Origin of the sequence: Cobetia sp. 1AS1 (genome assembly GCF_029846435.1) — a bacterium.
In the GTDB taxonomy this organism is placed as follows: Bacteria; Pseudomonadota; Gammaproteobacteria; order Pseudomonadales; family Halomonadaceae; genus Cobetia; species Cobetia amphilecti.
This window is the reverse complement of the sequence record NZ_JARWKU010000002.1, coordinates 517764-534450: the sequence shown is the minus strand read 5'-3', so window position 1 is coordinate 534450 and position 16687 is coordinate 517764. Positions and strand designations below refer to the sequence as shown.

15 protein-coding genes are annotated in these 16687 nt (G+C 62.6%); 8 read left to right on the top strand and 7 right to left on the bottom strand.

Going from position 1 to position 16687, the window contains the following annotated elements; all coding sequences use genetic code 11:
* The first annotated feature begins 12 nt into the window (after positions 1 to 12).
* The 7 genes from QD280_RS06115 to QD280_RS06085 all read left to right on the top strand — a co-directional run bounded on the left by QD280_RS06115 (position 13) and on the right by QD280_RS06085 (position 8150).
* The gene (locus tag QD280_RS06115) at positions 13 to 1056 is read left to right on the top strand and encodes a TRAP transporter substrate-binding protein (RefSeq protein ID WP_279838620.1); all 1044 of its coding nucleotides are present in this window, start codon (positions 13 to 15) and stop codon (positions 1054 to 1056) included.
* A gap of 145 nt (positions 1057 to 1201) precedes the next feature.
* On the top strand, positions 1202 to 1906 hold the full coding sequence (locus tag QD280_RS06110; RefSeq protein WP_279838619.1) for a TRAP transporter small permease: 705 nt from the start codon (positions 1202 to 1204) through the stop codon (positions 1904 to 1906).
* Positions 1903 to 3183 (top strand): TRAP transporter large permease subunit, encoded by a 1281-nt coding sequence (locus QD280_RS06105; protein ID WP_192837780.1) that lies wholly within the window; start codon positions 1903 to 1905, stop codon positions 3181 to 3183. Before QD280_RS06110 ends, QD280_RS06105 begins: the two co-directional genes overlap by 4 nt.
* 146 nt (positions 3184 to 3329) lie before the next feature.
* Entirely contained in the window at positions 3330 to 4382 is a 1053-nt protein-coding gene (locus QD280_RS06100; protein ID WP_279838618.1) for a TRAP transporter substrate-binding protein, read from the top strand.
* A gap of 101 nt (positions 4383 to 4483) precedes the next feature.
* Positions 4484 to 5419 (top strand): YncE family protein, encoded by a 936-nt coding sequence (locus QD280_RS06095; RefSeq protein ID WP_192837778.1) that lies wholly within the window; start codon positions 4484 to 4486, stop codon positions 5417 to 5419.
* A gap of 43 nt (positions 5420 to 5462) precedes the next feature.
* Positions 5463 to 6527: an amidohydrolase family protein gene (locus QD280_RS06090; RefSeq protein ID WP_279838617.1), complete on the top strand. Its 1065-nt coding sequence runs from the start codon at positions 5463 to 5465 to the stop codon at positions 6525 to 6527.
* Between the two features lie 42 nt (positions 6528 to 6569).
* The gene (locus QD280_RS06085; protein WP_279838616.1) at positions 6570 to 8150 is read left to right on the top strand and encodes an aldehyde dehydrogenase (NADP(+)); all 1581 of its coding nucleotides are present in this window, start codon (positions 6570 to 6572) and stop codon (positions 8148 to 8150) included.
* Between the two features lie 128 nt (positions 8151 to 8278).
* Here QD280_RS06085 and QD280_RS06080 read toward each other — a convergent pair whose 3' ends face one another.
* Entirely contained in the window at positions 8279 to 9199 is a 921-nt protein-coding gene (locus QD280_RS06080) for a LysR substrate-binding domain-containing protein (protein ID WP_279832955.1), read from the bottom strand.
* 177 nt (positions 9200 to 9376) lie between these two features.
* Here QD280_RS06080 and QD280_RS06075 point away from each other — a divergent pair, with 177 nt between their 5' ends.
* Positions 9377 to 10345: a DMT family transporter gene (locus QD280_RS06075; RefSeq protein ID WP_279838615.1), complete on the top strand. Its 969-nt coding sequence runs from the start codon at positions 9377 to 9379 to the stop codon at positions 10343 to 10345.
* Positions 10346 to 10519: 174 nt separating this feature from the next.
* On the opposite strand, the gene QD280_RS06070 is transcribed toward QD280_RS06075, so the two are convergent.
* The 6 genes from QD280_RS06070 to QD280_RS06045 all read right to left on the bottom strand — a co-directional run bounded on the left by QD280_RS06070 (position 10520) and on the right by QD280_RS06045 (position 16563).
* The gene (locus tag QD280_RS06070) at positions 10520 to 11803 is read right to left on the bottom strand and encodes a TRAP transporter large permease (RefSeq protein WP_279838613.1); all 1284 of its coding nucleotides are present in this window, start codon (positions 11801 to 11803) and stop codon (positions 10520 to 10522) included.
* Complete coding sequence (locus tag QD280_RS06065) at positions 11800 to 12429, bottom strand: TRAP transporter small permease subunit (RefSeq protein ID WP_279838612.1); 630 nt, start codon at positions 12427 to 12429, stop codon at positions 11800 to 11802. The genes QD280_RS06070 and QD280_RS06065 overlap by 4 nt, the downstream gene beginning before the upstream one ends.
* A gap of 3 nt (positions 12430 to 12432) precedes the next feature.
* Positions 12433 to 13407, bottom strand: coding sequence for a TRAP transporter substrate-binding protein (locus QD280_RS06060; RefSeq protein ID WP_279838611.1), 975 nt, complete (start codon positions 13405 to 13407; stop codon positions 12433 to 12435).
* Positions 13408 to 13920: 513 nt separating this feature from the next.
* Complete coding sequence (gene folE2, locus QD280_RS06055; protein WP_279838609.1) at positions 13921 to 14820, bottom strand: GTP cyclohydrolase FolE2; 900 nt, start codon at positions 14818 to 14820, stop codon at positions 13921 to 13923.
* Positions 14821 to 14990: 170 nt separating this feature from the next.
* Positions 14991 to 15419 (bottom strand): DUF4440 domain-containing protein, encoded by a 429-nt coding sequence (locus QD280_RS06050; RefSeq protein ID WP_192837770.1) that lies wholly within the window; start codon positions 15417 to 15419, stop codon positions 14991 to 14993.
* Between the two features lie 79 nt (positions 15420 to 15498).
* The gene (locus QD280_RS06045) at positions 15499 to 16563 is read right to left on the bottom strand and encodes a zinc ABC transporter substrate-binding protein (protein ID WP_279838608.1); all 1065 of its coding nucleotides are present in this window, start codon (positions 16561 to 16563) and stop codon (positions 15499 to 15501) included.
* Positions 16564 to 16687 lie beyond the last annotated feature (124 nt).

Here is a 16687-nt window from a genome sequence, read left to right as displayed (position 1 = left end):
GAGGAATTCGCCATGCTTACCCGCCACGCCCTTTCCCATAAAGCTCTGATCAACAAAGCCCTGCTCAAGACAGGCCTGCTCAAGACAGTCTCCGCGCTGGGTCTGATGCTGACCTTCGCGACCACTGCCCACGCCGAGATCACCGCGCGCATGGGCACCAGCCTGCCGGATGCCCACCCGCAGACGCTGGGGGCCAAGAAGTTCGCACAACTCGTCGAGGAAAGATCCGACGGCGAGATCACCGTCAAGGTGTTCTCCAACGGCATTCTGGGCAACGACGTCAACATGACCTCGATGCTGCAGTCCGGGACCCTGGATTTCACCGTACCGTCCACCGCGACCCTCAGCAGTCTCAATCCTGACTTCAACATCGTCAGCCTGCCCTTCCAGTTCGATGACAGTGCACATGCGGACGCGGTGCTGGATGGCGAGGCCGGCCGAGCCCTGCTCGCAAGCCTCGATGACAAGCAGCTGGTGGCACTCGAGTACTGGGAGAACGGCTTCCGTCACATGACCAACAGCCGCCGCCCCATCGAGACGCTCGAGGACATCGAAGGCCTCAAGATTCGCACCATGCAGAACGCGCTCTACATCGACCTCTTCAATGGGCTGGGAGCCAACGCCGTGCCCATGTCGGTCAATGAGCTGTTTACCGCCATGGAGACCCGCACGGTGGATGGCCAGGAAAACCCCTACACCGTGATCGACGCCAAGCGCTTCTTCGAGGTCCAGAAGTACCTCTCGCGCACCGCGCATGCCTATGACGCCCTGGTGCTGGTCGCCTCGGCCGACTTCATGCAGTCACTCGATGAGGCGCAGCGCCAGTTGGTCCGCGAGGCCGCCCGTGAAGCCACGCTCTATCAGCGCGAACAGAGCCGCGCCCTGAACGAGGAATTACTGAGTGCCCTTGAGAAGAAGATGGCCGTCAACGTGGTCGCGGATAGTGAGCGCCAGCGCATGCGTGAGGCCCTGGCACCGGTGATTCAGCAGCACACCCAGGCACTTGACGCAGACGTGGTGACGCAGTTCCAGACTGCCCTGGCCGACGCGCGCTGAACACTTTCATCAGCCCCGGTCATCAGCGCCTGTGTCATCAGTCCCAGCCACCGACACGCGGCAGTGCCCTTTTCGCTGCAACCAGAGGGGCGCAATGACAGCGCTGCCGCACCGTCATCGAGATGCCTCCTTCGGGGATGACACCATGAACAAACTGACCCAAGAGATGCCGTTATCCATGTCGATCAAACCGCCCTCTGCCACGCACGACGAGTCCCGCAAGACCGCTGGCGCTGCGCAGGACACGGCAGCTCCGCAGGACAAGACCACTGTGCAGGAAAAGACAGCCCCGCAGGACACGGCCACCCCCTCGAGCATTGCCGTCGGCATCACGGCGCTGTTCAAGGGGCTCGAGAAGACCCTGACCCTGCTGATGGTGCTGGCGCTGGTGGCGATGATCGTACTGGTGTTCGTCAATGTGGTGCTGCGCTACGGCTTCAACAGCGGCATCTCGATCAGTGTCGAGCTGTCCCGCTTCCTGTTCGTGTGGGTCACCTTCATGGGCGCGGTCACGGCGCTGATCCGCCAGGAGCACCTGAGCGTCAATACCTTCGCCGACAAGCTGCCAGCGACCATGCGCGCCGGGCTGGACCGGCTGGTGACCCTGGCGATGCTCGGCTGCTGTCTGATGCTGCTCAAGGGCAGCTACGCCCAGACAGTGCTCAACTGGAGCAACCTCTCTCCCATCAGCGGCATTCCGGTCGGCGTCTTCTATCTCGCCGGTCTGATGGCAGGCGTGCTGATGTCCCTGATTCTGCTCTGGCGTCTGCTGACGCCGCTGGCACTGCATGCTGTCACGCTGCGCGTCGCGCCGAGCCACGCCTCTGATTCGCAAGGAGATACGCCATGACCATCGGGCTTTTCCTCGGCTCCCTGCTGGCCGCCATCGGCCTGAGCCTCCCCATCGCCTTCGCTCTGCTGGTCAGTGCCATCGTGCTGATGCTGCATCTGGATCTGTTCAACTCGCAGATCCTGGCCCAGAACCTGGTCAATGGCGCCGATAGTTACACTCTGCTGGCCATTCCCTTCTTTCTCACCGCCGGCGAAGTGATGTCGCGCGGCGGGCTTTCCCAGCGCATCGTCACGCTGGCGATGTCACTGGTGGGCCACCGCAAGGGCGGGCTCGGCTTCGTCGCCATCTTCGCCGCCATCGTCATGGCCAGCCTGTCCGGTTCTGCCGTCGCCGATACCGCAGCGCTGGCCAGCATGCTGCTGCCGATGATGCGCAAGGCCGGCTACCCGCTGGGCCGCTCCTCCGGCCTGATGGCCGCCGGTGGCATCATCGCGCCGATCATTCCGCCCTCCATTCCGCTGATCATCATCGGGGTCGCCGGTGGCATCTCCATCGGCAAGCTGTTCCTCGCCGGCATCGTGCCGGGGCTGATCATGGGTGTGACCCTGGTGGTGATGTGGCTGTTCATGACCCGCAAGGAAGATCTGGTGGTCACGAAGAAGGCCAGCGGGCGTGAACGCCTCAAGGCACTCAAGGACAGCTTCTGGGCCATCATGCTGCCGGTCATCATCATCGGCGGCATCAAGAGCGGCATCTTCACCCCGACCGAGGCCGGTGTGGTCGCGGCGGTCTACGCCATCTTCGTCGCCACCGTGGTCTACCGCGAACTCGACCTCAGCCAGCTCTACGCCGTGCTCGCCCAGGCCGCCCGCAGCACCGCCATCGTGATGTTCCTGGTCGCCGCGGCGATGGTCGCCTCCTGGCTGATCAGCATCGCCCAGCTGCCGCTGATGGTAGCCGGTCTGCTGCAGCCGCTCGCCGATGATCCGCGCATCCTGATGCTTGCCATCATGGGCATCGTGCTGGTGGTCGGCATGGTGATGGACCTGACGCCGACCATTCTGGTGCTCACGCCGATCCTGATGCCCATCGTCAAGCTGGCCGGTATCGACCCGGTCTACTTCGGGATCATGTTCGTTCTCAACTGCGCCATCGGCCTGATCACCCCGCCGGTCGGCAACGTGCTCAACGTGATCACCAGCGTCGGCAACCTCAAGTTCGAGAAGGCGGTCAGTGGCGTCGCGCCCTTCGCCCTCGCCTATGTGGTGATTCTACTGCTGTTCGTCGCCTTCCCGCAGATCATCACCGCGCCGCTTTACTGGATGACCGACTGACCCCGTGACAACCACAACCACGAAGCCGCAAAAGACGACAGAAAGAAGGCAAGACACCAACGACACGCCACTTGCTTAGACAGTCGCCAACAAAGACAGTCGCCCGCTAAGACAGCCGCCAACAAAGACAACAAGAGAGCCATTCAATGACACCCATGATCAAGACGACCCTCGCCAGCCTGCTGTTGATCGCCCCGCTGAGTGCTGCCCATGCCCAGATGACGCTCAAGCTGGCCCACGCCGCCCCGACCACCGATACCCAGCAGCAGGCAGCCGAGCGCTTCGCCGAGCTGGTCAAGGAAGGCACGGATGGCGAGATCACCGTCAACATCTTCGGCAATGGTGTGCTCGGGGGCGACCAGCAGATGATCGCCGGTGTGCGCAGCGGCACCATCGATATCGAGATGTCCGGCAACCCCAACTTCGCGGGTCTGCAGCCGGCGCTGGGCGCCTTCGATCTGCCCTACATTTTCCCTGACCGCAAGACGGCCTATCAGGTGCTGGACGGCAAGGTCGGCGACGATGCCCTGGCTCTGCTCAAGGAAGACAACCTCAAGGGCCTGGCCTTCTGGGAAGTCGGCTTCCGCGCGATGACCAACTCCAAACACCCGATCAAGACGCCCGCCGATGTCGATGGCCTGGTGATGCGCACCAACTCCAACAAGTCGCTGATCGAGGCCTTCTCGTTGCTGGGTGCGAATCCGGTGCCGATGCCGCTGGGCGAGCTCTACACCGCGATGGAAACCGGCACGGTCGACGCACAGGACCACCCGATCAGCATCGTCTGGTCGGCGGGCTTCTATGAGGTCCAGGACTACCTGTCACTGACCAACCAGGCCTACACCTCACTGCTGATGGTGATGAACGACGACAAGTTCGAAAGCCTGTCACCAGAATATCAGCAGGTACTGGTAAGCGCGGCGCGGGAGGCCGGCGATTATCAGCGTGAACTGAACGCGAAGAACGAGCAGAAGATTCTCGCTGAACTGGCCGACAAGGGCATGAAGATCGAGACCGACGTCGATACCGCCGCCTTCCAGAAGGTCGTGCTGCCGACCTGGGACAGCTATATCGCCGCCAATGGTCGCGACTGGATCAATGCCATTCAGGGCGCCAGCCAGGCCAGCGCCGATGTCGGTGTTGATGCCAAGGTCGAGCCGCAAGGCACGCAGAAGACCACGGCCGCCGTGACGCAGTAACGCCCAAGCGCTTTTTCGATTTCCCTATCTGTCACCCCAGCGAGGGCGCCAGCCCTTGATAACCAGGCCCTGACGGCACCCTCGCTGATTGGAGAAATGTCATGTCCCGAGATGTTCTGCTGCTCAACCAGAAATGTGCGCACACCCTGAGTCTGTTCGACGCCACCAGCGGCGAGGAACTCCACCACCTGCGCCTGCCGGATTACCCGCATGAGTTCGTGGTGGATTCCACCGGCCGCTACGCCTTCGTGGGTCACTACGGCATCCTCGGTGCCGACTGTATCGGCGACCAGGGCGGCTGCTCGGTATTCGTGGTCGATCTCGAGACCTTCACGCTGGTCAATACGCTCAGTACCTGGCCGTACTATCGCATCCACGGCCTGGGCATCGATGACCAGGATCGCCTCTACGCCATGAGCGAAGGCCACAACACCCTGCTGCTGTTCAACACGCCCCTGACCCAGACCACGCCGGATCTGGCCGTGTCCTCCGGTGGCTACAAGACCCACCTGTTCGCGCTCACCAAGACCGGCGACTGGGCCTACGGCATCAATCTGCTCAGCAATACCATCACCAAATTCAAGCCTCACGATGCCACCTTCACGCCCATCGCGATGATTCCGGGCCGCAAGCCGGAGGGCAACAGTCTGTCCGCCGATGGCCATACCCTGTTCATCAGCAACCGCGATGACGACAGCATCGTGGCGGTGGATACCGAATCGATGACCGTGCGCGCCTCGGCGACCACCGGTCGAGATCCCAACCGTATCTACCGTGACCCCAAGGGGCGCCTGATCACCACCAATTACGGGGAAAGCTCGCTGTCATTGTTCGATGAGGCGCTGGCGCCGCTGGGCACCATCCAGCTTGAGGCAATTCCCATCGCGATGAGCTTCCACCCGGATGGCGAGCAAGCCTTCGTTTCGCTCAAGGGCGATCGCATCGCGGTGCTGGATCTGGAGAGCGGCCAGGTACGCAGAAGCTTCGCGACACGCGCCGAGCCGGACGTGTCCTGCCTGCTGGTGCGTGACCACTGAGTCAATCGGCACTTGATGCTTCCAACCAGGACACGAGCCAGTCATGACGGATACCACATACAGGCACGAGCCTTCACACAGTCAGCCGCTGATCGATGCGCACCATCACTTCTGGGCCCTGGATGGCCAGGTGGCGTACCCCTGGCTGGAAGAGTCGCCGGTGGAGAACTTCTTTCTCGGCGATTACGCCGCGATCCGCCGACCCTTTGTGGCCGCGGACTTGAAGCGCCTGGTGCCTGAGGGCTTCCGGCTGGTGGGCAGTGTGCACTGCGAAGCCGAGGCCGCACGCTCGCAGGCACTGGAAGAGACGCGCTGGATCACCCGACAGCAGGCCACTCATGCGCTACCGAGCGCGCATGTCGGCTGGGCCGCCTTCGGCACTGATGCGTGCGCCGCTCAGCTGGATACCCAATGTGAATCGGCGCTGTTTCGTGGCGTTCGCGCCAAGCCAGTCACCGCTGCCACGCCGCAGACCCGCCAATCGGTGGCGGGCACCAGCGGCAGTCTGCAGGACCCGCGCTGGTGCGAGGGACTGGCGCTGCTCAAGGAGCGTGACCTGAGCTGGGACCTGCGCGTGCCCGCCTGGCATCTAGAAGAGGCGGCCGCGACGCTGGAGGACTTCCCCGGCTTGCGCGTCATCCTCAACCACAGCGGGCTGCCGTGGGATCGCACGCCGCAAGGCCTTACCCAATGGCGCGCAGGCATGCGGGCGCTTGCCGACAACCCGAATGTCGCCGTCAAGCTGTCGGAATTGGGCACTCCCTGGCATGCCTGGGATGCCGGCGCCAATCGTGAGCTGCTATGTGAGGTACTGGATATCTTCGGTGCCCAGCGCTGTCTGTTCGCCAGCAACTTCCCGGTCTCCGGCCTCAAGGTCAGCTATGGCGACTGGCTAGCGCTGGTGACCAGCGCCATTGAGCAGATGGCGAGCACCGACCTGCGCCAGCGCACGCTCGACAAGGTACTGCACGACAACGCCATTCACTGGTATCGCCTACCGATTGCCACTATCGCATCGCCCACGGATGCTGCCGCTGTCCCCAGCTCCACCGCTACTACACCTTCTATTACGTTCTCTACTGCAACCCACACGACACCCACGGCCTGACTCAACCTGCCTCAGGGCTTCACTTATCAAGGAGAAGACACGATGTCACTCAAAGGTCATCAGCTTATCGGACAACGCAGCTTCGCCGCTCAGGGCGAGGCGATCCACGCCATCAATCCGGCCACGGGTGAACGTCTGGAGCCCGCCTATCCGGGTGCCAACGCGAGTACGGTGGAAGAGGCCTGCCAACTGGCCAGTCAGGCCTTCGATGCCTATCGCGCCACGTCGCCCGACGCGAGAGCCGTCTTCCTCGAGACCATCGCCGAGGAAATCGATGCGCTGGGCGATACTCTGACCCAGCGCGCCATGCAGGAGACAGGCCTACCCGAGGCACGCCTGAACGGTGAACGCGGCCGCACCTGCGGACAGCTCAAGCTGTTCGCCAAGGTACTGCGTCGCGGTGAGTGGCAGGGTGTGCGCGTCGACCCTGCGCTGCCGGAACGTGCGCCCCTGCCGCGTGCCGACCTGCGCCAGCGTCAGATCCCGCTGGGCCCGGTGGCCGTCTTCGGGGCCAGCAACTTCCCGCTGGCCTTCTCGGTGGCCGGTGGCGATACCGCTTCCGCGCTGGCCGCAGGCTGTCCGGTGGTGGTCAAGGGGCATTCGGCTCACCCGGGCACCTCGGAACTGGTCGGCCAGGCCGTGGCGCGCGCCGCCAAGCGTTGCGACATGCCGGAAGGTGTCTTCTCGCTGCTATTTGGCCCGGGCAATGAGGTCGGCCAGGCGCTGGTCAAGCATCCCGAGATCCAGGCGGTCGGCTTTACCGGCTCGCGCAGCGGGGGCACCGCCCTGCTGGCCCTCGCTCAGGCGCGCCCGCAGCCGATTCCGGTCTATGCCGAGATGAGCAGCATCAACCCGGTCATCCTGATGCCGGCCGCACTGGAAGCCAGCGCCGAAGCGCTGGGCAGCGCATTCGTCGGCTCGCTCAACATGGGCGCCGGTCAGTTCTGCACCAACCCGGGGCTGGTGCTGGCCGTCAAGGGCGAAGCACTGGAACGCTTCAAGCAAGCCGCCATTCCCGCTATCCAGACAAGTCCGGTGCAGACCATGCTGACGCCGGGCATCCACAAGGCCTATGCCGAGGGCGTGGCGAGCCTGTCCTCACAGGCCGGCATCACCTGCCTGGCCAGTGGCGAAAGCGACTCGCCCATCGCCAGCCCCTGCCAGACCCAGCTGTTCAGCACCCAGGCGAGTGACTTCCTGGCCAATGAGGCCATGCAGGCGGAAGTCTTCGGCTCCAGCTCGTTGATCATCGAATGCGATGATCTCGCTCAGCTCAAGCAGGTCTGCAGCGCGCTGGAAGGCCAGCTGACCGCCACTCTGCACCTGGATGACGCCGATCACGACGCCGCACGTCAGCTGCTGCCGGTGCTGGAGCGCCGCGCCGGACGCATCCTCGTCAATGGCTGGCCGACAGGGGTCGAAGTCTGTGACGCCATGGTCCACGGTGGCCCCTGGCCCGCCACCTCCGATAGCCGCACCACCTCGGTGGGCACCGCCGCGATTCACCGCTTCCTGCGTCCGGTCTGCTATCAGGACCTGCCGGATGCCCTGCTGCCACCGGAACTCAAGCACGACGCGCCCTCTGGCATCAGTCGACTGGTGGATGGCGAGCGGGAGGGGTGATACCCCGCCATTGAACAAGGTGTAGTGCAGTCCACACCTGCCAGAAGAGCCACCCCACGGGGTGGCTCTTTCTCGTTCAGGGCTCATGTCTAGACACTGTGCCCAGGACTCATGCTCAGCCCTCTTGCTCAGACATTCTGCCCTGTCACACCACCCTCCCCAGCCTTGGCGATCAGCCAATCCCGGAACAGTCGCGCGGAGTCCGAGAGCGGACGATCGAGATCAAACACGAGATGCTCCGCGAGGCCGGTGATCGCGCGATGATCCGTGACATGTACCAGCTCGCCCTTGGCGATGGCCTCCGCCGCCATGAAGTCCCACGCCAGCCCGATGCCGGCGCCTCGCTGAATGGCGGCGTAGGTCAGCGTCAGCTGATTGAAGGTGATGTCGGACTTGGGCGGGCGGTAGCGAATACCGAAATGGGCGAACCAATGAGACCAGTCCATGCAGTTCCAGGAGGAGTCCAGCTGAATCAGCGGACGCTGGGCCAGCTCTTCCAGCGAAAGTCCCTGCTCCTTGATCACATCCGGGCGCGCCACCGGATAGATATCTTCGTGAATCAGCGGCGTGGCACCCAACGCTGGCCATTCGCCGTCGCCATAGAGGATCGCGAGATCATGGTCCGGCACCATGCTGGCATCCATCTCGTTGCTGGCGTGGATGTGCACGGTGATCTCGGGGTGCTCGACGCTGAAGCGCAACAGGCAGGGGAACAGCCAGTACTGGGAGACGGCATGCGTTGCCAGCACGCTGACGGTGTCAGGATGCTGGAGCGCGCGCAGGCGCTGTCCGGCCATCTCGAGCCCTTGCAGCGCCGGGAGAATGTGCTGCTGGTAGAGCATTCCCGCCTTGGAGAGCGTTACACCGCGCGCCTTGCGCACGAACAGCGGCGTGCCAAGTGACGCTTCCAGCGCGCGAATCTGCTTGCTGATGGCGCTCTGGGTCAGGCACAGCTCATCGGCGGCGCGGGTGAAGCTTCCCAAGCGACTCACGGACTCGAAGGCCGCGAGTCCCTCCAGTGGGGGAAGATGGCGGAAACGTCCTGCCATGGTGGCTCCCTGTATTTGGAATTGTGTCTGTCTTCGTCATTGCGCTCGCGCGGATGGCTCCAGGCAGCTCTCTCGCCGCACATTCCTTGATGGAATGGCTTGATGCGGCAAAGTCGCTGCTTGATCACGAAGTAACGCATTAGAGTGGCCCCTTGATCAAGACAAGGGCGACTCATCATGAAGAAAGCAATAGTCCATGCTGGCATGGCAGGCGCCCTCTGGGGAGGCGTCATCGTGTTGCCCTCACTGCTTGGCGATATCCATCCAGTAGTCATCAGCTGCGCGCGTTTCGGGCTCTATGGGCTGTTTGCCGCGGCGATCGCGTTGCCCCATGCTCGCCGTCTGGCCGCTCGCCTCACTACACGCGATACCCGCTTGCTGCTGGAGTTGGCACTGACAGGCAATGTGGCGTATTTCATCCTGCTGACGGCGGCCGTCCAATATGCCGGCGTGGCCATCGCGGCCTTGATCAACGGGCTGGTGCCGGTGGCGGTGATGTTGATCGGGAGACGCCATATTCAGGCGAGCCGCCTGTCCGTGAGCCTGTCCCTGACGCTGATCGGGGTGGGAATCGTCTGCATGAACGTGGCTGTTCTGCTTCGTTTCCTGCAGGGCGCGGGAGAGTGGCGAGACCTGATCGGCGTGCTGTGTGGCTCGCTCGGCGTGATGTCCTGGGCATGGTTCGCGCTGCGCAATGCCCAGCAGCTCAAGGCCGGTCGTTTTTCCGCGCGAGAGTGGTCCACCCTGCAAGGCATCGCGACCGGGGTCGTGGCAGTGATGATTCTTGTGCTGGTCGCCGTCTTGCAGCCGCGGATATTGCCGCTGGAGCTCTCGTCTGAACGCTGGCTGGCCTTCGCTGCCGCAGCCCTGTTCATGTCGGTCGGGGGCTCCTGGATCGCCAACGCCCTGTGGAATTCCTCGGCCCAGCGCCTGCCGGTGTCGGTAGGCGGACAGATGATTATCTTCGAGACCTGCTGTGCGTTGCTCTACGGATATCTGCTGGCATGGCAATGGCCGCAGAGCAATGAAGTGCTGGGCATGCTGTTGATTCTCGGCGGTGTGATGTGGACGCTGCGCGCCGAGCAGCGTGTGCCCGGCCCTCGGGAGGTTGCGAAAGGCGTACCTGTTACGGGATCAGAGCAGTGAAATACCCCACCTGATGAAGTCTGGGTTGGCCGATGGTCATTCCCCGCACATTTCACTCGCTTATTTCACTCACCTATTTCACTCACCTATTTCAGACATGCCAAGGCCGCCTCAAAGGGCGGCCTTGGCATGTCTGGCGGGCAGTCTCCACCACTACCCTCTCAGCCATAATGCTTAACCATAGAAGTGCTCGACAAGACTCATGGGAATCGCCGGCACGTAGGTGACCAGCATCAGCACCAGGAAGAGCACGAAGATCATCGGCAGATTGACCTTGGTGGTTTCCCACATGTCCGTCTTGGCGATGGAGCATGAGGTGGCCAGTACCGAGGCCACGGGCGGCGTCTGCTGACCGATGGCCAGATTGAGGGTCAGGATCAGACCGAAGTGGATGGGGTCGATGCCGATCTGCTGGATCAATGGCATCACGATCGGTACCACCAGAATGATGGCAGCGGCACCATGCAGAAACATGCCGAGCAGGAGCAGCAGGATGTTGAGCAACGCCAGCACCGCCACCGGGTCCGTGGTGATCGCGGTGATCTCCTGGGCCAGCTGTTGCGGCAGCTGCATCTCGGTCAGGAACAGCCCCAGCACCGCGGATGTGGCGACCAGCAGCATCACGACGGAAGTCTGGATCACGCCATCGATCACCGCGCGATACAGCACCTGCAGGTTCAGCTCACGGTAGACCAGGCCCCCGATGACCAGTGCCGCCAGCACGGCGATGCCCGCGCCTTCGGTAGCGGTGACGAAGCCGCCGAAGATGCCGCCCAGAATGATGACCGGCAGCGTCAGGGCCCAGAAGGCCTCGCGGAACGCCTTGCCGAGTGTCGACAGCGAGAAGGCAGCCTCACGCGGCATGTCGTACTTGCGGGCATAGTAGTAGCAGAGTACTGCCAGGCCGAATCCCCCCAACAGGCCCGGAATGATTCCCGCCACGAACAGTTTGACGATGGAGGTATCCGCGATGGCGCCATACAGGATCATCGACAGCGACGGCGGAATGATGATTGCCAATGACGCGGAGGATGACGTAATGGCCGCCGAGAACTCTGGCGTGTACTTGCGCTTCTTCATCTCGGGAATCAGCACCGACCCCGTGGCTGCCACGTCCGCGACAGCCGAGCCGGAAATCTCGGCAAAGAACAGTGACACCCCGACATTGACCATCGCCAGACCACCCCGCACGAATCCAACCATGGCCGTGACAAGATTGATCAGTCGCATGGAGATGCCCGAGGTATTCATCAGCGCGCCGGCCAGAATAAACAGCGGAATTGCGATCAGCGGGAACTTGGTGGCGCCATTAAAGAGCGTCAGTGGCACGTTCACCAGCGCATCCACGCCCATGTAGATCACCACTCCGACGACCCCGACGGTGCCGATGGCGACCGCAATGGGCACGTTGATCAACACCAGTGCGAACAGCGCCGCGATAATGATCAGTAGCGTCATGAACGGTGCTCCTTGAGGTCTTGCTCGGCGAGACGGATGGCTTCCGCGATCTCTTCCTCTTCGCTGTTGACGCCTGCACACATCTTGCGCCAGGCATGAGGCAGACTCAGCAGTTCACACAGAATGAAGAGCGCCGCACTGATCGGAATCACCGACTGGGTGACATCCAGACCGATGGTCGGCAAGGCGATGAGGGAGTCCCACGCCAGCACGTCCAGCACCTGGTAACCGAACCAGCCCACCACGGCAAAGAATCCGATCACGATTAGCTCAGAGGTAACGAACAGCGTACTGCGCAGTGCGATGGGCGCCTTGGTGATCAGGCCCGGAAAGCCCATATGGGAACGCTTCAGAGCCGCCAGGCCAGCGCCATAGAAGCTGAGCCAGGCCAGATTGATCGAGGCGACCTCGTCATACCAGGGCAAGGAGCCACCGAAGGTGCGCAAGGCCACCGCCGCCAGCACGATCACCGTCAGCGAGAGCAGCAACCCGACGGTGAACACTTCCAGGCAGCGCTCCACCACCCGATTGACTCTGTCCAGCAGGGTCACATCAGCCGTGGCCGTCAGTCCTTCCCCACTCTCGGTGGGGAAGGTTGCCTTGGCCGCATGGGAATGCGAGCTCATGACTTACTCCTTGGCCAGTGCCATGGCCCGGTCGACCATCGCCTGGCCACCGTCGACCTTGTCGGAGAACGCCTGATAGACCGGCGCGCTCGCGGTGACGAAGGCATCCCGGTCCACCTCATTGACGGCCATGCCACCCGCCTTGAGGCTTGCCAGCAGCTTGTCATCCAGCTCTGCACCCTTGGCGAAGGCCCAGCTCTGGGTCTCGGCGGACACTTCGTCAATCGCGGCCTTCACGTCCTCGGGCATCTTGCTCCAGCCGGCCTGACTGCTGGTTAGCCAGATGGGCGAATAGACATGATTGGAGAGTGACAGGTACTTCTGGACCTCCTGGAACTTGGCGCCATCGATGTTGGACAGCGGGTTCTCCTGGCCATCGACCACCCCGGTCTGGAGTGCCACGAAGACTTCCGAGAAGGCCATCGGTGTCGGATTGGCACCCCACGCCGTGAACATGCCGGTACGCCATTCGCTCTGCGGGGTGCGCAGCTTCAGCCCGTCCAGGTCTTTCGGCTCCACCACGGGATGTTCATTGTTGGTGATCTGGCGGAAGCCGTTCTCCCAGGTGGAGACCAGCTTGAGGCCCTTGGCCTTGGCATCCTCGGCCAGGTCCGTCATCACGATCTCGTCATCGATGCGCTTGAGATGCTCGCGATCCTTGACCATGAACGGCATGTCAAACAGCGCAAAGCTTGGCGAGACGGATGACATCACCGAGGAAATCGCGGCCAGATCGACCGTGCCGAGGCGCAGCTTCTGGATCAGCTGGCGCTCATCGCCCAGCTGACCGCTGTGGTAGTACTCGACCTGATGCTCATCCCCGAGTCGTGCCTGCAAACTATCGGCGAAATGTTGTGCAGTCAGACCTTGCAGACTGTTGGGGCTACCGCCGATGGCAAACACGATCTTCTCGGCATGCGCAGTGGTGGTACCCAGGGCGGCGGCTAACAGCGTGGCGGCAAGCATGGCTCGCTTCATTGTCGAATCCCTTTGATTGTTCTGTTGTGGGGTATGGACGTATCGGGTCTGGCTTGCCGCTTGATCGCTCCGGACCTGAGTCTGTGTTGGCGAGACTGACTCACGTGCGTCACGTTCAAATTCCACCTCCCTCAAGTGGACTGCAAACCATACCAGATGAAACAAAACTTAGTCGTCCACTGCCGCATCGGTCAATCATAGCGCCGCAGAAATAGACCTTTGTCTAGCGAAATACGCAACAATCCTCCTTCCACAGCTTCATCTGGACTGGATGGCAAACCACATACCGACATCAACCGTCTGCTGTCGTCAGCAGCGGTGTCTGGAGGTTTTTCAGCCCTGCAAAACCAAAAGCCCCGCCGATTTCCTCGGCGGGGCGTGCATGCGGACCAGAGACGTCAACATCTCGAAAAAGCATAACGGGCGAATGGGGCTGGAGAACGCGAATTGAGCGCCAGGCAAGAGCACGGCTGGGCGTCACTCAGCCACGTCGTCGCTCAGCCACGGCGTCACTCAGTCACGACGACCCCAGGCCACAGCGTCGTGCGGATGAAGGCTTTCGATATGCCGCACGTGGACATGTGCCTCGCCGTCTGAGATCGCCAGGCCATTGATCAACCTGCGTGCGGCGTCTTCGACGAACATCAGATTCTGGCCATTGAGCGCCGCGAAGGCTTGCTCATCGGCGCGTTTCACGGCCGTCTGGACCGGCGTGGCCACGGCCTGCTCGATGGCATCGATCAGTGCGATCAGCCCCAGATCCTGCGCCGTGGGCTTCAGCTCGACCTGGACCTGCGCCTCGCTACGCTGGCTGTGGGGCGTGGCCAAGGTGGCGTTATGGGTGAGCCACTCGGCGACCTGCTCAGGCGTCAGCGTGGTGTCATTGCGATGAGCCGCCAGGAATGCCTGCTCGATCAGCTGGCGCGACAGGGCCGCCGAGCACGGACAGGTGGAGGAATACCCCACCGTGACACTGGCCTGCAGCGTGAACCTGCCCTCGTGCAGACTGGCCTCCAGCGTGACGGGGTAGGACTTCCAGCCAGAGAGCTTAGGCGTGACTAGCGCCGGACGCTTCACCAGCAGCGCGAATTCCAGCCTGACGCGGGCATTGCGCGAGGCGCAGTCGTGATGGCTTGCCACCATCGCAGCGAGCACCTCCTGCAGGTTGCCCGGAGTCAGTGGCTTGCCCTCCGCCAGCCCATCCATCAGGCAGTAAAGGCGCGACATGTGAATGCCCTTGGTGTGCGGCATCGGCAGGTCGACCTGCGCATCCACGTGGGCATGCAATTCACGGCGATAATCGCCCTCCTCGATGAGTACAGGCAGATCGATCCCCTGCATGCCCACCCATTCCAGGGGACTCAAGGAGCGCGAGCGCTCGGTCAGGGAAACGTCGGGGAGTATTGCGGTCATTCGTCAGATATCCAAAGCGGCCCTCGTCAGTGACCGCCTCCCTCGTGATGCAGGAAGGCGGCACTGAGCTCAGCCGAAGTGTGGGGAGTGTAGCGAGAGGAGAAGAACAGAGCGCTGCAAAAGCAGAGACCGAAGCAACAGAGCGCGGACGGCTCGTCGTCAGCGCAGGATCATCCCGCCAGTCGCGAGGAATGATGGCCGGTGATCTTCCACTCGCCGAGAATCTCCTCGAAGGTGAACAGAAAACGGGCCGCAATCGTGACCGTCTCGTCAGCGGCGCGATATTCGAAGGTGTAGTGCCCTCCGATCACCACGGTACCCAGCTTGCGGCTGACTCGGGGTGAGTACTCCCCCAACTCGCAGGCCAGTGCTTCATTGGCGAGAAAGCCATCGAAGTAGGCCTGGCGTTGCTGGCGATTCTCACGCACATCATCGGCGACCGTCGGCACCAGAATCGCGTCCTCTGCATACAGCGAGAGAAGCGTCTCCTTCTCCCCGCGCGTGACGGCGATCGCCCAGCGCTCCAGCGTGCGCGTCGCGGCATTGATGCAGAACTCTGCGTCACGCTCACTCAGTGGTGGGGATGTCGGGTGGGGCATGCGGTGGCTCTCCCTTGAGGATGAGGCACTTGAGGAAAGACGGGGGCTGACAGCGCCCCGTCGTCGTGTCACGGGGCGATCAGGCGTCGGCACACCCAAGGATGCCCTGCCCAAGGCGCTCGATCAGCTGCGGATACAGCGTCTCGCCCAGCGGCAGTCCGACACCCAGCGGCTCGAAGACGATGGAGGTCTTGACCCCGGTCCCCTCGAAGACGCTCTCGATCAACGCCGGGTTGTACTGTGGCTCTCGGAAGACGCACTGGATGTCGTCCTGCTTCACGCGCGCCTGGATCTCCTTGACACGGGCCGGGCTGGGCGTGGAGGCATCGCCCAGCGAGATGGCACCAGACGCCGGCACGTCGAAGCGGTGCTCGAAGTACTGGTAGGCATCATGGAAGACGATGTAGCGAGTGCCCTGCACCTGAGCCAGACGCGCTGACAGTGACTCGGTCAGCGCCTCGAGCTCCTGCTGCCCCGCCTGGGCATTGCTGCGATAGGTCGCCGCGTGCTCCGGGTCCTGCGCCGCCAGTGACTCCGCAATGGCGTCCAGCCAGGTGTGAGCATTTACCGGGTCCAGCCAGCCATGGGGATTCTCGCCGTCGTGACCATGCTCGTCGTGATGCTCATCGTCATCCGCATGGGCTTCGTGATCGCCATCGTGATGCTCATCGTCATCCGCATGGGCTTCGTGATCGTGATGCCCGTCGTGCTCTTCGCCATGCTCTTCACCCTGCTCTTCGCCATGTGCGGAAGACGCTTCATCAGCGTGATGATGTGCCTCGAAGGTGGGGCCCGAACGATAGGTCAGGTGCAGGGTGCCGGGCACCTCCATCAACTCGACGGCATCGGCATCCGCGGCCAGCGTTGCACGCGCCTTGGCAAGCCAGGGCGTCAGCTCACCACTGACGAAGAACATCACATCCGCATCGGACAGTGCCCTGGCCTCGGAGGGACGCATGGAATAGCCATGCGGTGAAGCGCCTGACTGGATGACCAGATCGGGGCTGCCCAGCTCCCCCATGACACGTGCCACCAGTGAGTGCACCGGGGGGATGTCCACCGCGACCGATGGCACCTCGGCCACTGCCATGGCAGGTGCCAGCATCAGGGGCAGAGAGAGGGAAGGCAGTAACCGATGGCGCATGGCGGTTCTCCAATAGAAGCGAAATCACGGAAGGAAGATCGAAGGCTGCAATGGCCACCCTCAATATGTTATAACATAACATTAATGGTCACTGACCCGTCAACTCTTCAGCGCCAAGAGGTCC